Genomic DNA, 15,693 nt, shown 5'->3' with positions numbered 1-15,693 from the left:
TTTGCTAGCGAAGACGACGAAACAATAAAGTTTTCAGGCTTTGCCAGAATCGTTGGCGGCTATTTAAATGATGACGAAACCGCTTTTTATGGGTATGACGACAGCCTAAGCTTGAAACCCGAGTCACTTTTGGGTTTAAGAGCAGACGCTACTTTAACCGACAAACTTCACGTCATTGCTCAGGCAGTATTAAGGGCAAGTGATGATCGCGACAGCGAGCTTCAATGGCTTTACTTAGACTACCGCCCAACGAATGGTCTAAGCTTCAAGCTAGGACGACAACGAATACCACTTTTTCAATTTTCTGAAGCCATAGATGTAGGCTTTGCCTACCCTTGGATTTCTCTTCCCTTAGTTGTCTACGACAGTTTCTTGTTTACCGATTATGACGGTCTATTAGGAACCTATGAGTTTTCTACACACTCTTTCTCAGGTGCGATCGACGCGTACTATGGTGAGTTCAACGGCGAAGTAAACTTTACAAATAGAGACTTCGATATAGAGGTAAGAGACTTAGCAGGAATTACTGGCTCCGCATACGTCGGCCAATTCAATTTTCGTGCATCTTATCATCGTGCCGCAGCATCAGTCGGCCTTGACGATTTGCAACCTTTTGCTCAGACGCTTAGACAGCTTGGCTTCGCCAATTCAGCTAAGTCCATAGAAATCAATGACACAGCAATTATTCGACAGCTAAGTGCTGGGTGGGAAAACGTAGATTACTTCGCCCGAATTGAATTCTCGCAGTTAAACTCATCCGCATTTTTTATAGAAAGAACAAATAGCTATTATATCAGCGTGGGGTATAACTTTTATCCATTCGTGGCACATGCAACGCTGGGTAAAAGTAAGTCGAAAAACGCTACCGCGCCCAACGAAATCCCATTGGGAATTGATCCTCAGTTAGACTTTTTGGCACAGCAACTCGACGTAGTGCAGGGCAGCATCTCGCTACCCGACTTAGAGACTACATCACTTGGACTGAGGTATGACTTTCGGACTAACATCGCCTTTAAGGTCGATCTTACTTTTACAAGAGAAGAGCAATTTACATTTTCGCAAAATGGCGAACGGTTGGGAGCAGGTACATTCTCAAATGCAGAATTGTTGCAGGTTGGTATGGAGTGGGTATTCTGATGAAAACAATCATTCGTTTGTTCTATTTCATAATGTTCGCGCTATGGGCTCACAGCGCTTCAGCACAAACCACAGTTTTGGTGGTAGCAAATATCGACAGTGAGATGCAGCTAACCAAGCAACAGGTGCGCAACTTGTTTTTGGGCGGCAGCTTACCTGAAAATTTAAGGGCAGTTGAATTGTCACCGAAAAATGACCTTAGAGTCGTGTTTAATACCAAAGTGGTTGGTTTAACTGAAGCACGCATTCAATCTTATTGGGCGCAAATGCGCTTCTCCGGTCGTAAAAAACCACCTAAACAATTTGATGACAAAGTATTGCTCATAGAATACGTTTTAGAAAATGAAGGCTCGGTATGTTACTTGCCCTCAGACCACCCTATCCCAGAAGGGCTAAAGGTCATCTTCACCGCAGAATAGAATACACAGCGAATGCCATAAATACGTACGCGCGTATCTATGGCACTTCGTTTCTTCTTTTATTAGTCTTAGGCCGATACCTGGGCAATTAGTTTTTCTAAAGGCAGCGGCTTTGAAAACAAATATCCTTGTAATTGCTCGCAGTTAATACTCAGTAAAAACGCTTTTTGTTCTTCTGTTTCGACACCTTCAGCGCATACCTTCAAGCTAAGATTTTTTGCCATTTCAACGATTGTCTTGGTAATCAGGGTTGTGCTTTTAGATACGCCTATTCCGTCAATAAACTGCTTGTCTATTTTTAAGGTGTTCAGCTTGATTTTTGTGAGATAACTTAAAGACGAATACCCCGTCCCAAAATCATCTAAGGCAACCGAACAGCCCATTAACGCTAGTTGATCAAAAAAGAAATTAGCTTGTTCAAAATTTTCTAGTAGAGCAGATTCAGTTACCTCAAATTCAATAGACTGTGGGCGCACTGAGTGTTGTTTAAACGCTTTATGGATGCAGCTTAAAAGATGTGGTTCTTTAAGATCATTTGCTGATAAGTTGAGCGCAACAACAATATGCTTGCCATACCTATCCTGTAGGGGCTTGAGGTTTTCGCATACCTTATTGATAACCCATTGAGTAATCATATTTATCTTACCGCTTTGCTCAGCTATACAGATAAATTCTACTGGAGAAATAAATCCTAATTCTGCACTATTCCATCGGATAAGTGCCTCAAAGCCAAGTACGTTTTCATGCTTGTCTACCTTTGGTTGATAATGCAATTCAAATTCATTGTCTTTAATAGCATGTGGGATCGCGTTAGCAATATCGATACGACGTTTATTCGCGCTCATCATATTTGCTTCAAAAATTGCGTAGGTATTTTTCCCTGTGACTTTAGACCGATACATCGCAATATCGGCATTTGCAATTAGACGCGTCGCATCATAGTCGGACTGTTTAGCATATGAAATGCCGACGCTCACGCTGATATTTACTTCCCATCCATTTATTTCAAAAGGCTCGCCCAAGCCAGCGACTATTTTTTCAGCGAGGCTTATAAGTGTATTTTGATTTTTAGAATCAGCTAAAAGAATTAAAAACTCATCGCCACCAAGTCGAGACACTACGTCATTTTCCAACAAATAACTTTTCAGTCTTTCACTCACTTCAATTAGCAGTTTGTCCCCAATCTCATGGCCATGCAAATCGTTCACGGCTTTGAATCCGTCTAAATCGCAATATAAAAGCGCAGGATTAATATCAGCGGTTTTAGATGCTGCGAGCACTTTGTCTAGTAATGACAAAAAGTTAGGACGATTTGGCAAACCTGTCAGCGAATCGTAGTTTGCCATATGCTCCATTGCTTGGCGTTGATTTTTAAGTTGTTCTGTGTAGGCTTTGTTTTTAGTTGACTCTTCATCAATGGTGCTCATCATACTGCTAATTTCGTCTGACAAGTCTTTGACTTCGCGTTTACCTTCGATTTCAAGCTTGATTGAATAATCATTAGTACGCTTAATTTTTCGTGCTAATTCGGCAAGTTGTTTGAGCGGGTTTAACATCCGATAGTTTTGCCAAGCTGATACAAATATGCCAATCAAAATAATCAGAGTTGCTAGCGGCAACACTCGATATAAAAGCGTTTCCTTGCTTTGAGCAAGCGGCGTCATCACATCATTGACAATCAACAAATAACCCTGAGGAAGGGAAATTTCGCCTATCTGTTTAAATGCAATTAATTCACCTTCGGAAACACCCACACCGAGCTTGATCTCTGAGTTTTCTAGCGTGTTAAGTCGATTCGTGATTTCGTCCATAGAGTTGAGCGACTTGCCGCCATAGAGTTCCTTGGTTTGATAATCTTTATCTAATATCGCAGCGAACTTCACGTTTTCGTATCTATCGAGGCGTAATAAAGACGTTGTGAGTTCAAAATCGTCTGGGATGTCAGCAGACACAATAGACAGTAAATCGTTGGCCAAATTTGATGATAAACCGTCTAGGTCTTTTTTCACTGAATCTAAATATAATTCTTCGTACACAGAAAGTGATACGGCGATGACTGCCACGCAAGCCAATACAATCGAAAAACTCGTCAACGCAGCGATAGATGATCGAATAGATTTAAAAAGCATATGGCGTCCGTTGGGTTATTGACTCACATCATATAGCTAATGGTTAATTAACAACTTATACAGTTTTCGTACCAAGTATTTCAAAAAATACTAAAATGAGAATTACCAACTATTCGCTCGCCACTACAATATTACTTATTAACGCGCTAATCACCGGCAGCAGGCGGCTCCCAACCGCCGCCTAAGGCCAAATTCAAATCAATATATTGGATCAAAGCAGATCTATTAATCGACGCATAGTTGCGCTGGGCAGCAAATACCCGCTGTTGAATCAGCAGCACGTCTAACAAGCCAATTTCACCCTCTTTATACTGTAGGTCAGCAATTCTAAGCGCGCGCTTTGATTCATCCAAGGCGACCGTCAAGGCCTCTTTGCGTTGCTCGACTACTTGGCTTGCGTCTAGTGATGTTTCGACGTCGTTGAAGGCGTTTAAGGCCGCTTGTGCATAGTTTGCAACCGCAGCCTCTTGTTCAGCAGTCCTAATATCTACCTGTGCATCTAAAGCACCACCATCAATCAGCGGAGCCATTAAACTTGAGGCAGCTTGCCAAGCAAGATTCACAGGGTTGAGTATGTTCGACAAGGCATTTGATGCCCCACCAAGCGTACCGCTGAGTGACAGCGCGGGTAATTTTGCCGCTTTCGCGGCATCAATTTGATTAAATGCGGCGGCAATTCGTCGTTCTGCGGCGACCAAGTCGGGTCTTCTCTCTAATAGTTCAGATGGCAGACCGGCAGGAGGGGAAGCAGGTACTATTGGTAACAAACTATCCACAGTGAGCTCAGCGCTTGGGTAACGTCCCAACAGTAGCTCTAGTGAGCGCGATGCCGAACGTTGAGCCGCTTTGCTTGAAACCAAACTATCTTGTGCATTGGCGCGGTCGGTTTTAACCAACGACAAATCACCCTGGTCGCCAATGCCGTTTTCTACCTGAACGGTAACGATGCGGTGGGTTTCCTCCAATACACCGATGGTCGAATTAGCAATAAGCTCAAGTTGATTGGCTTCAATGGCTAAAAAGTAAGCTCGGGCCACGTTAGCCGCTAAAGAATACTGAGCAAACAAATAGTCGGCTTCAACTGACGCTAAATTTTCTTCAGAAGCTAACTCACCTGAGCGAATTCTCCCCCACAAATCAAGCTCCCAGCTGGCTTCTAAACCGACATTAATCTTACTTACCGCACTGTCACTTATATTGCCGCCAATGCCGGTACTAATGCCCGCTCCTACCGTGGGGCTTAACGAAGCACCCGCTTGGTCGGCTAGTGCGCGAGAGGCTTCAATATTGGCCGCTAACACTTGTAAATTCGGGTTATTTTGCTGCGCTTCAATTACCAGTTTAGTTAGCAACGGATCGTTGAGTTTTTCAAGCCAGCTAACATTTACATCGCCAATGTTCTGCTGTGCCGTAGCAAAAGCTTGAGGGAGTTCTGGAAGGCTGGAGCGGGATGCTTCGCGTGCCTCTTCGGTTCTCACTAGTGAACTGGTAGTGCAGCCAGATAGCGTTGCCGCGACAACCAGCGCGCAGGCGACTTTAGTCAAACTCATCGCGTGGATTCCTGGTGCATTGCGTCTCATTGATTCACCTCAGTTTCTGAATTTTTCACTCTAAAGATAACGGCATACAAGGCAGGCACAACCAGTAGGGTTAGAATCGTCGCGAAGGTTAAACCAAATACCAACACTACCGCCATTGATTTAAAGAATGCATCGCCAAACAGCGGAATAACACCCAGTATCGTGGTAATTGCGCCCATCATGACTGGCCTTACGCGGCTGGCTGCAGAATCGACAATAGCATCAAAACGCGCTTTACCTTCTGCAATTTCGATATCCATTTGATCGACCAGTACTATCGCGTTTTTAATAAGCAAACCCGACAACGAGAGCAAACCTAGTATGGCCATAAATTCAAATGGCGTGCCGGTAACAACTAATCCGAATACAACGCCAATAAGGGCAAGAGGAACGGTTAGCCAAATAACTAAAGGCTGGCGCAGGGCATTAAACAAAAGCACCACTACCAAGACCATAGATAAGAATCCAAGCGGGATAACACTGGCAAGGTTTTCATTTGCTTCTTTGCTACTGCCATACTCGCCGCCCCAATCTAAGCGGTAGCCGGGGGGCAACTCCATCGCTTCTACCTGAGGGCGAATTTGGGTAAATAGCTCGCCTGCCATTACACCGTCGGCTGGATCAGATTGGGCTTTGATACGCGGCACCCTGTCAGACTTCAACACCAAGCCATCTCGCCATACTACGCGGGTTTCATCCACGACTTGCTCAACTGGCACAGCAACGCCAGTGGCGGGACTAATAATTTGAACTTGACCGATTGAACTAGCATCTTCACGCTCAGAAATTGGCGCTCTTGCAACAATAGGAATTAAGTCAACGCCTTCACGATACACCCCTACTTGCTTACCAGAGTAATTCGTTAATAACGCTTTTGAAAAGTCTTCTTTGGAGATCCCCAAGCGTCTGCCGCGATTAGACGAATACACCGGTTCAATAATACTCACCGGCTGACGCCAGTCATCTTTTACCGCAATGGCACCTTCGGCGCGCATAATCGCTTTTGCTTCTTCGGCAAGCTCTCTGAGCACCTTTGGATCGGGGCCATAAAACTCCGCTTCTATTTTTGAACCGCCACCCGGGCCAAGCTGAAACTGCCAGACTTTGGTCAATGCATCAGGATAGTTTTCATCAAAATGGGATTGAATTTTAGGCATTATGTCGGTGATCATTTCATAGCTTTCAGTCTTCAGCAAAAATTGACCGTATGACGAGTTATTTGCTTCACCAGAGTAAACCAGCATATAGCGCATAGCACCTTTACCAATAAGCGTCTGCACATCAGTCACGCCTTCGACCTGAGTCACAAATTCTTCAAGTTCCAACATATCTTGTTGAGTTTGAGAAATATCGGTTCCCTGTGGCAACCAATAATCGACTACGATTTGCTCGGTGGTAGAGGCTGGGAAAAATCCAGATTTCACAAATTGAAAACCCCATACCGATACTACAAACAAGCCCGCCGCGCCCAAAATGGCAATCCAGCGTACTCTTAATATTTTTCTCATAAGGGTTTTATAGGCGGCCAAAAACTTGCCGTCTTTTTGTTCTTCGTTAGACGGTACGCCTTGTTTAAACATGATATTGCCCAAAAACGGTACAATAGTGATAGCAAATAACCAGCTATAAAGCAGAGAAATCATCACCACCCAGAATAAATGCCCGGTGTATTCAGCAGTATCTCCCGGCGAAAATCCAATCGGAGCAAAGGCAAGAATACCAACCAGCGTGCCGCCCAGAAGAGGCCAAATTGAACGGTCAATAATAGTCTTGACCACTTTCATTTTATCTTCGCCTTTTTGGGTACCCACTAGTATCCCCTCGGTCACCACAATAGCGTTATCCACCAGCATGCCCAGCGCAATAATCAGCGCACCAAGAGAAATACGATGCATTGGGATGCCTGCCATATCCATGGTTGCCAGCGTCGCGGCGATGGTAAATAACAGCACTGCACCAATGATCACCGCCGATTTAATGCCCATGAAAAACACCAAGGTCACTAACACGATAGCCAATGCTGCAAACACGTTGAGAGCAAAGTTATCTACCGCTAATTGAGTCACCTTACCTTGGTGATAGTATTCATTTACTTCCACGCCGATAGGGCGTTGGTTTTCTAATTCTGACAGGCGCTGGTCAATCGACAAGCCCATTTCAACCACATTTGAGCCGGTAACGTTGGAAATACCCAAGCCAATGGCGGGCTTGCCGTTATAACGCAACTCTTCAACAATAGGGGTTTTGTATTCACGCGTGATGGTCGCCACATCTTGAAGATACACTAAGGTGCCTTCATTGTCGGTCGACACAACAATGTTTTTAAGCTCTTCAACAGAATCGATACTGCCAGTGGGCTGTATTACCAATCGACGGTTACCTACCTGCACATCTCCGGCAGATGCCACAGAATTTTGCAAGGCTAAGTCTTGGTAAATTTTATCAACAGATAGACCAAGAGCTGCAGCTCTTTCTCTGGTGATCTCGATATAAATAACTTCATCTTGCACGCCTGAGAGAACCACTTTAGCAACGCCGTCAACAGCTAGTAACTCTGTGCGTAAACCATCAGCATAATCAAATAACTCTTTTTGGGTGTAACCGTCTCCGGTAATTAAATAATAAACGCCGTACACATCACCAAAGTCATCATTGACGATTGACTCAAGGGCCCCCGGAGGCAACTGGCCTTGCGCATCATTGATTTTGTTACGTAACTTAGACCAAATACTTGATAAAGACTCTTTTGACTTAGAGAACTCGTATTTGATATCGACTTCGATTCGTGAATAGCCAGCTTGTGAGGTAGAGGTAATTTCGTCTACTTCTTGCAGTTGCTGAATAGCTGATTCTAGGGGTTCTGTGACTTCATTAGCCACTTCTAACGGCGTCGCACCCGGGTATGGCGTAATAACCACGGCGGTACGAATGGTAAACTCGGGATCTTCAAAGCGGGGCATGGTTTGATATGCATTCCAACCAGCAACTAAAGATGCGAGGATCACCAACATCGTGATCAAGCGATTCTTTATTGCAAAAATACCTATATTCATCAGGTTTTCCTTTTCTTATTTTTGCAATTAAGTTTAACTTTCAAGCGGGCGAATTTTGGTGCCCTCTTGCAAAGAAGCACCACCCGCTCCGATAATAGTATCGCCGTTTCTTAAGCCCGTATTGATTGCAATGGTATCCCCTGCTAACTCACCCACTACAACATTTCGTCTAGATACTTTGTAAGTGGCTTTATCTACTACCCACACATATTGGCCATTAGCATCAGACAGCACAGCGCCCATTGGCACAAAGATTTTGCCTATATTTCCAGCCTCATCAGTAAATGCTAGCCTCGATACCACAACACCCGTCATACCCGGAAATACTGTCATACCTTCTAAAGGCGTAAACTTAAAACTCACTTCGAAGGTTTGCGAGCGTTCATCGGCTAAGCCAATTGCCCCTACCATTGAAGCGGGTAAAGGCTGGGTTCCGTCAGAGTCGAGAATAACGTAGGTTTCAACTGGCGTAATTTGTTTGATATGCGAGACTAAGCTAGCGGGGATTTTCACTTTCGCCTCGGCGGGGCCAGCGGTTTGAATAGTTGCAATGGGGCTAGCAGGTGTTACCGCATCAAGCTCATCTACATAAGTATTTGCAATAAGGCCTGAAAAAGGAGCGAGTAGTCGAGTGTCTTCCAATGCTTTTTTTGCGTTGTCAAAGCCGGTAATCGCCACGTTGTAATTACTTTCTCGCTGATCGAAGATGCTTTTTGCGATGGCATCTGCAGCCATCAACCTCTGCGCACGCTCAAATTCTATTTTGGCAGTATCTAACTGCGTCTGCGCCGCATCAAGCTGGTTTTGATACACACGTCTATCGAGTTCAGCAATCACTTGGCCTTGTTTTACTTGGTCGCCTTCGCGAACATTTAGCACGATGATTTGGCCACTTTGCTGAAAAACTAAATCTTTAGAACTGAGTGCCTCAACCACCGCAGGAAATCGGTACTCTTTGATGTTATCAACAGCCTTCACTTCAATGAGTTTGGCGGGACGAACGACTTCAGCTTTCACCACCGGCTCCGGCTCACTGCAAGCTGATATGGCCATTAAAGATAATGCGGCAGCACACAGGCGCCAGCTCGAATTAAATTTCATCAAATTTTCCTTTTTATTCTAATTTAGGGTGAGCTTACAGATAGCTCTTCTTATATTCGAATTATCAATCCTTGCCATGATGTTCCGGGTGTGGCTGCCTAGACCGAATGTTCGCAAAGGTTTGCGCAAGATAAGCGGTATTAAGACCGACTAAAATCAAACCATTAAGGGCGGTCATGCTGCTTAAAATTCGCCAGTTTGTATCAAGCACAATGTCACCATAACCAAGTGTCGCGAAAGTCACAATTGAAAAGTACCAGGCTTCTTCTAAGGTATCAAAAACATCAAGGTACATATACACCGCCGACCATAGCCATGAGGTGATCACCAGCCCAATTACCAGCCATAGCACAATTAGCGAGAGGATCCATGTGTTCTTTATAAAATGTCTTTCTGCATATATCCATGACGACAAGCCCTGCAGTAATGCAGTCAAGGAACTAATACACGCGGCCTGAATAAACACCGTACCGCAGATTACAAATGAACCTATTACTATTTGCTCTAGCATAAAATCTCTTTATCAAAGCGGACGCTTTCCTGACGCTCTGTAGCTTTCTCAAATATTGAATTTCGCTTACCTGACAATACTATAGGATAAACCATGGTTAGCAAACTCAGTTCAACGAGCTTCATAATGCTTGAACGTTCCTGATAAAAGTACGTTCGTTATTTTCTAAAATTCTCTGGCTCGGCGCATTTAAAGAAATTTTGATGAGGTACTTCATTGCTTTGCGCGCCTTTGCCTTTTGCATACTGAGAATTCCAGAGCTCTTTTAACTCCGGTTTGCGGCCCTCGTCAGCCCACTGTTTTTCAGCTTCTTGCTGCTTTTGATAATTTCCGGCTCGCTCTTGCTCCCATTGCTGAACTTGCTGCATAAATCCAGGGTCATCTGCAAGATCTCGAATTTCCATTTTCATCTCGTTTAACAAGGCGAGCGGATAAGGAAATATTCGGCATATAGGCTCGCCTGCTTTGAAAACGACTTTTTTGTCGGCTTGAGTCATCCGCCAGTTCATGGTGAATGGAAACGGCAGCCAGTCGGTGCGTACAAATGCATCAAGGGGCACCACATTAGCCTTATCTTGATTAGCAGGGCCGGTGATGATCAAACCATAGTCGGGGGGCGTTCGAAAAACAAAGGGCACATACCAGGTAATAGTACCGGAGCCAAAATGTGGCCGTGCTGCAAAGGGGTCTGCCCGCGACACTTTAAAATGCAGTTGATCGCCCTGCTCTTTGCCGGTCCAGACCACCTCAGTATCTACTGGATTAAGGATCTCCCAACCCATACTGTTTGCAGCGGTAAGTGGAATACAGCGATAGGCATATCGGGCTGGTGTATCGTCCATCCAGTCACGCGTTATTTTACATGGACGAATTGACTGACTGACGTCTTGATTAACGCCTGGGACAACGTAGGCTATGATCTTATTTTCTGGGACTGGAATAGGTGATGTCATGGCAACGATTAGGTAAATGGCGGAATCTATACCTAAACATACCTAAGCCAGCAGTATTCAACAAGCACTAAAATATTATTTACGCTTGCTTATCTTATCTCCCAACATTAATAAGCTTGGCGTAACTAAAAGTGTCAGGACCGTTGCAAAGCTCAGGCCACCGGCAATTGTGCTCGAAAGCATTGTCCACCACTGCGCCGATGGGGCTCCAACGGAGATGTCTCTATCTATGATATTAATCGTCAGGGCAAAGACCATGGGCAACAAGCCTAAAATAGTCGTGATAGAGGTCAACAACACCGGTCTTATGCGCTGAGCAGATGTGCGCAGAATTGCTTCTTTTGTTTGCATGCCTTTTGATTTTAGGTCGTTATATGTATCGATTAATACAATGTTGTTGTTTACTACGATGCCAGCCAAGGCAATCACGCCAATGCCACCCATCACGATCCCAAACGCTTGGCCCGTCGCGATTAAGCCTAAGAGCACGCCGGCAGTTGAAAAAACAATGGCACTTAGCACAATAAATGCCTGATAAAAACTATTGAACTGAGTCAGCAGTATCACCAGCATCAAAAATATTGCCCCAATAAATGCATTGGTCAAAAAGGACATGGCTTCTTGAGAGTCTTCATCTTGGCCTTTAAATTTAACCTTCACCAAAGACGGCAATGGTTGTTCAGCAAGCGCCGCTCTTAACTTTTTGACTTGTGCATCGGCGAGCAGGCCATCTTCAACACTGGCTTTAATCGACATTCCTCTTTCACTGTCTACGCGGGTAACCCGTCCCATTTTTTGTGCAGGCTCAAAGCTAACAAAGTTGCGAATCGGCACCAGTCCTTGATTGGTGGGAATGGTCAGGGCATACAGTTGGTCTAAATTGCGATTTTGCTCAGGGAACCTCAATCGAATCTCTACTTCGTCTTCAACATCGTCGGGGCGATACTCTGCCAGCAGTGCACCGTTCGTAATAAGAGTCACAGCATTACCCAGCAGGCCTACATCTACTTCAAACTTAGCAGCGAGTTCTCGATTTACTTTTAGGCGCCACTCAATGCTAGGTAAAGGTCGTGAGTCTTCGACATCTACAAAACCGCCGATTTCGTCCATCAAGCGTAATATGTGCTCCACCGCGGGGCTAAGCGCGTCGCCATTTTGCGAGTTAACGTTAAGCTGCACGGGTTTTCCTGCCGACGGCCCTGTTTCTTGCTCTCTTACCTGCACTTTGATACCGGGTATATCGTTAACTTTTGTACGTATTGTTTCAACTAAGCTTGCTGCTTTTGGACGTGTGCGCCAGTCAGACAAATCGAGCTGGATCACGCCAATTACGTCCTCTGGCATATCAGACTGCGACTGCATGCCAGCGCCCAATGTCTTGGTATAAACCGAATCAAAATGCGCCTGCGACAGCACTACATCTTCGACTTGCTTAACCAGCAAGTCGCGCTCAAGTATTGACAGATCGCCTCTTGCTTGAACCTGAACCTGTAAAAATTCAGGCTCCAATGTTGGAAAGAACTCGACCCCCTTACCTAAGGAAAAGTAAGCACCATATGCCAGCACCAGCACCACAACTGCGCTCAGCACGCTTTTTCCAGGATGATCTAATAGCTTGTTAAGCAGGATTAAATAACGTCCCACCCAGCCAGAAATGCTGGCTAAATCCCCACTCTCGGCGGCGTGAATATCGGCATTACTGTTTGCTCTATTCTTATTTTTTATCGAAAAACGCTTGCTAGAGAAAAGCACGCTGCCCAATACAGGAATAAAAATAAGCGCCATAAACAACGAAGCACCCAAAGTAATAATTACGGTGAGCGGCAAATACTTCATAAACTCGCCAACCAAACCTGGCCAAACTAATAGCGGGGCGAACACCACCAAAGTGGTTGCGGTAGAGGCGATAATTGGCCAAGACATACGCTTTGAGGCCGAGGCAAATGCGGTCTTGGGCGATTCCCCATCTTGCATATAGCGATCGGCTAATTCGATAGTCACAATGGCCCCGTCTACAAGCATACCGACCACTAAAATTAAACTAAACAGCACGATAATGTTTAAGGTTAAACCCAAGAAATGAATCACCATCATCGCCGCTAAAAACGACCCCGGTATTGCCAAACCAACCAATATTGAAGGCCTAAAGCCGAGGGCTGCTACAATCACTATCATCACTAACACGATGGCGGTGATCACATTGTTTTCTAAATCGCCAAGCATGCTTTTAATTTGATCCGATTTGTCTTGCAGGTAGGTCACTTTGACGGTGCTTGGCCATGCGCTTTGGGCTTGGGTAACAATTACTCGTACCTGCTCGACCGTCTCAATAATATTTGCACCTGAACGTTTTTTCACCTCAAGAGCTAAGGCAGGCTGTCCTTGAATACGCGCAAAGGTACTTGGATCTTTGAAGGTACGACGAATGCTGGCGACGTTAGCAAAAGTCACAATGTTATCGCCCACCCTTTTTACCGGGAGGGTCGACAAATCTTCCATCGTTTCAATTACGCCGGGCACCTTGAATACTAAGCGGCCTGCACCGGTATCAATCGCACCAGCGGCAACCAGACGATTGTTTGCATTAACAAAATTGAACACTTCGGTAAACGACAGATTGTAGGTTTCAAGAGCTGCAGGGTCGATGATGACTTCCAGTAACTCCTCGCGCTCGCCGCCAATGTCGACCTCTAGTACGCCCGATAGTGCCTCTATTTGGTCTTTCACATTTTTAGCGATATTCACCAATGCGCGCTCCGGTAGATCGCCCGATAAAATCACCGTGAGGACCGGAAATAATGAAAGGTTCACCTCTGTGACCCGAGGCTCCTCGCTACCTGCAGGCAACTCTGCTTTGGCAATATCGACTTTTTCTCTTACGTCTTGCAGTGCTTTGTCTGCATCAAAGCCCGCATCAAATTCAAGGGTTACCGATGCAAAGCCTTGAGAGCCGGTTGCGCGCATCTCGCGCAGGCCTTCGATAGACTGCAGTTCTTTTTCAAGAGGGCGAATCAGCAAGCGCTCAGAATCTTCAGGAGAAATGCCGTCGTATACCACCGACACATAGATGATGGGTATTGCAACGTCTGGCTCTGCTTCTTTGGGAATAGATACGTAAGCACTGGCGCCGGCAATGATCAACATCACAAAAATCAGTGAAATGCTGCGAGCACGTGTAAAAGCCGCATCAATTATTTTATACATGCTAACTGCCCGCGCTTGGTGTGGCTATCTCTACTCTGACTTTGTTGCCGCTTGCTACAAAACCTTGGCCGCTTACGATGATTCTTGCGCTTGCGGGTAAGCCGCTCACCCAAGCCCCGCCGCTGGCACTTTGTAATATATCAACCGGGTAAAAGCGCACGATGTCTTGCTCATCAAGCAGTTTTACACCAACTTGGCCTTCGCTTCCTAAAGAAAACAGCGCAGGAGAAATAAGATGCGCAGCCACTTCGCCGGTTTTAATTTTGGCAGTAGCACTCATGCCGCTTCGCAGTTTGCCATCGCTATTGTCAATTTCGATTTCAACTTCAAAGGTACGCGTTTGGGCATTCGCTCGAGGCGAAATATAACGCAGTGTGCCTGTCACCGTCTCGCCTGTAGCAAGGGTAATATCAGCCATATCGCCAGCGGCGATTTTATTAATGTCTTGCTGGGCAATCGGTAAGGTTACTAATAATGGGTTTTGCTCTAGCAGCACCGCTACCTGTCCATTAACTTGCACAAAATCGCCTTGCTCAACCAGCATTTTCTCAAGCGTGCCAGAAAATGGCGCACTTATATTGGTATGCGCAATATCCAATTCAATATTTGCTATCGCCGCTAACGCGCTCTTAACATCAGCTTTAGCCCGGTCTAACTCACTTTGTGATTGATAATTTTGTTGAGCTAAGCGCTCCAATCTCTCAAGTGTTTTGGTGCGCGATTCTAACAAAGCATTTTGCTCAGCGAGTTTAATTTCGCGATCGTTTAAGGCAATGCGCGCAATGAGCTCACCTTGTTCCACATGCTCACCCTCTCGGGCAAACACCAAATCTATTTGGCCTTCGGTTTGTGCTCGTAGCTGCACCACACGATTTGGCTCCACTTGTCCATTGGCTTTGATAAAAAGCGGGGTAGATTGTGCGTTCATCGTTTTCACGGCGACCTTAAACAACTCGGCTTCTGCGTTATTTGCGCTTTGTTGCGGCGCTGAAGCAGCTACCTCAGCATCATTGAATACCAGCCCTGACAGCATCCAAATTGCGAACACGGCAGTAAAAGCGATAGCGATTAAATATGAATTTCTCATGGTGATTATTGTTGCTTACTCAGTCAGTGTAAATATTGAAAATGGCCGATAGTCACTCGCTAGGTTAGAGATTTTATGGTGCGATTTAATTTCAGATAGAATTGTTGCATCTCGGTTAAGCGCTGCTGCGCGCCACTGAGTTCTGCAGGCAGGCGTTGCTTAGTTTCACTAATAACCCTGGCAGTATGCGCGGTACGTGTTTGAATACCCTGCATCAAGCTAACATAGGGACTTTCTTTGAGTTTAAAATAATCTTGTCGCTCCCCGCGCTTTGTGGTGCGCTCGATAATACCCAAGTTAACCAGCACTCGAGTGTTTGTTGAAATACTGCCACGACTCACCTGCAGCAGTTCGCTTAATTGCGAAAAACTAAAGGGTTCATCATAAATCACCAGAGCCGCCAGGACCTTTCCCGCTATTCGGGGAATACCATCGGCTTGAGCAATTAGGCCCATTTTTTCGATAAAATCATCGATTGTGACTTGTGCAGCCTTATCCATTTATCATTTCCAGTTAACT

Annotated in this window: 11 protein-coding genes; 2 read left to right on the top strand and 9 right to left on the bottom strand. The window is 45.2% G+C overall.

Annotated features, from left to right (window positions below; translation table 11 throughout):
* Positions 1 to 111 precede the first annotated feature (111 nt).
* Together AB9H30_RS12430 and AB9H30_RS12425 are read left to right on the top strand one after the other, a co-directional pair.
* On the top strand, positions 112 to 1,137 hold the full coding sequence (locus tag AB9H30_RS12430; RefSeq protein WP_371194993.1) for a hypothetical protein: 1,026 nt from the start codon (positions 112 to 114) through the stop codon (positions 1,135 to 1,137).
* Positions 1,137 to 1,556 (top strand): hypothetical protein, encoded by a 420-nt coding sequence (locus AB9H30_RS12425; protein WP_371194992.1) that lies wholly within the window; start codon positions 1,137 to 1,139, stop codon positions 1,554 to 1,556. The genes AB9H30_RS12430 and AB9H30_RS12425 overlap by 1 nt, the downstream gene beginning before the upstream one ends.
* Before the next feature lie 68 nt (positions 1,557 to 1,624).
* Here AB9H30_RS12425 and AB9H30_RS12420 read toward each other — a convergent pair whose 3' ends face one another.
* From AB9H30_RS12420 to AB9H30_RS12380, 9 genes are all read right to left on the bottom strand, one after another.
* The gene (locus AB9H30_RS12420; RefSeq protein ID WP_371194991.1) at positions 1,625 to 3,685 is read right to left on the bottom strand and encodes a putative bifunctional diguanylate cyclase/phosphodiesterase; all 2,061 of its coding nucleotides are present in this window, start codon (positions 3,683 to 3,685) and stop codon (positions 1,625 to 1,627) included.
* A 146-nt stretch (positions 3,686 to 3,831) separates the two neighbouring features.
* Complete coding sequence (locus AB9H30_RS12415; protein WP_371194990.1) at positions 3,832 to 5,265, bottom strand: efflux transporter outer membrane subunit; 1,434 nt, start codon at positions 5,263 to 5,265, stop codon at positions 3,832 to 3,834.
* Positions 5,262 to 8,318 (bottom strand): efflux RND transporter permease subunit, encoded by a 3,057-nt coding sequence (locus AB9H30_RS12410; RefSeq protein WP_371194989.1) that lies wholly within the window; start codon positions 8,316 to 8,318, stop codon positions 5,262 to 5,264. The genes AB9H30_RS12415 and AB9H30_RS12410 overlap by 4 nt, the downstream gene beginning before the upstream one ends.
* Before the next feature lie 33 nt (positions 8,319 to 8,351).
* Entirely contained in the window at positions 8,352 to 9,419 is a 1,068-nt protein-coding gene (locus AB9H30_RS12405) for an efflux RND transporter periplasmic adaptor subunit (protein WP_371194988.1), read from the bottom strand.
* Positions 9,420 to 9,483: 64 nt separating this feature from the next.
* Positions 9,484 to 9,930, bottom strand: coding sequence for a potassium channel family protein (locus AB9H30_RS12400; protein ID WP_371194987.1), 447 nt, complete (start codon positions 9,928 to 9,930; stop codon positions 9,484 to 9,486).
* 158 nt (positions 9,931 to 10,088) lie between these two features.
* Positions 10,089 to 10,883 (bottom strand): DUF6065 family protein, encoded by a 795-nt coding sequence (locus tag AB9H30_RS12395; RefSeq protein WP_371194986.1) that lies wholly within the window; start codon positions 10,881 to 10,883, stop codon positions 10,089 to 10,091.
* A 75-nt stretch (positions 10,884 to 10,958) separates the two neighbouring features.
* Positions 10,959 to 14,087, bottom strand: a complete 3,129-nt coding sequence (locus AB9H30_RS12390; RefSeq protein ID WP_371194985.1) for an efflux RND transporter permease subunit — start codon at positions 14,085 to 14,087, stop codon at positions 10,959 to 10,961.
* Between the two features lies 1 nt (position 14,088).
* Positions 14,089 to 15,174, bottom strand: coding sequence for an efflux RND transporter periplasmic adaptor subunit (locus AB9H30_RS12385; RefSeq protein WP_371194984.1), 1,086 nt, complete (start codon positions 15,172 to 15,174; stop codon positions 14,089 to 14,091).
* Positions 15,175 to 15,233: 59 nt separating this feature from the next.
* On the bottom strand, positions 15,234 to 15,674 hold the full coding sequence (locus tag AB9H30_RS12380) for a GbsR/MarR family transcriptional regulator (RefSeq protein ID WP_371194982.1): 441 nt from the start codon (positions 15,672 to 15,674) through the stop codon (positions 15,234 to 15,236).
* Positions 15,675 to 15,693 lie beyond the last annotated feature (19 nt).

The sequence above is a fragment of the Glaciecola sp. SC05 genome (genome assembly GCF_041380235.1).
Classification (GTDB): domain Bacteria; phylum Pseudomonadota; class Gammaproteobacteria; order Enterobacterales; family Alteromonadaceae; genus Glaciecola.
The sequence above is the reverse complement of the archived record's forward strand: the minus strand, read 5'-3'. Positions and strand labels throughout refer to the sequence as shown.

Coding starts and splice junctions, on each gene's coding strand:
- AB9H30_RS12425 (WP_371194992.1), top strand. CDS start 1,137: ATGAAAACAATCATTCGTTTGTTCTATTTCATAATGTTCGCGCTATGG.
- AB9H30_RS12420 (WP_371194991.1), bottom strand. CDS start 3,685: ATGCTTTTTAAATCTATTCGATCATCTATCGCTGCGTTGACGAGTTTT.
- AB9H30_RS12415 (WP_371194990.1), bottom strand. CDS start 5,265: ATGAGACGCAATGCACCAGGAATCCACGCGATGAGTTTGACTAAAGTC.
- AB9H30_RS12410 (WP_371194989.1), bottom strand. CDS start 8,318: ATGAATATAGGTATTTTTGCAATAAAGAATCGCTTGATCACGATGTTG.
- AB9H30_RS12405 (WP_371194988.1), bottom strand. CDS start 9,419: ATGAAATTTAATTCGAGCTGGCGCCTGTGTGCTGCCGCATTATCTTTA.
- AB9H30_RS12400 (WP_371194987.1), bottom strand. CDS start 9,930: ATGCTAGAGCAAATAGTAATAGGTTCATTTGTAATCTGCGGTACGGTG.
- AB9H30_RS12395 (WP_371194986.1), bottom strand. CDS start 10,883: ATGACATCACCTATTCCAGTCCCAGAAAATAAGATCATAGCCTACGTT.
- AB9H30_RS12390 (WP_371194985.1), bottom strand. CDS start 14,087: ATGTATAAAATAATTGATGCGGCTTTTACACGTGCTCGCAGCATTTCA.
- AB9H30_RS12385 (WP_371194984.1), bottom strand. CDS start 15,174: ATGAGAAATTCATATTTAATCGCTATCGCTTTTACTGCCGTGTTCGCA.
- AB9H30_RS12380 (WP_371194982.1), bottom strand. CDS start 15,674: ATGGATAAGGCTGCACAAGTCACAATCGATGATTTTATCGAAAAAATG.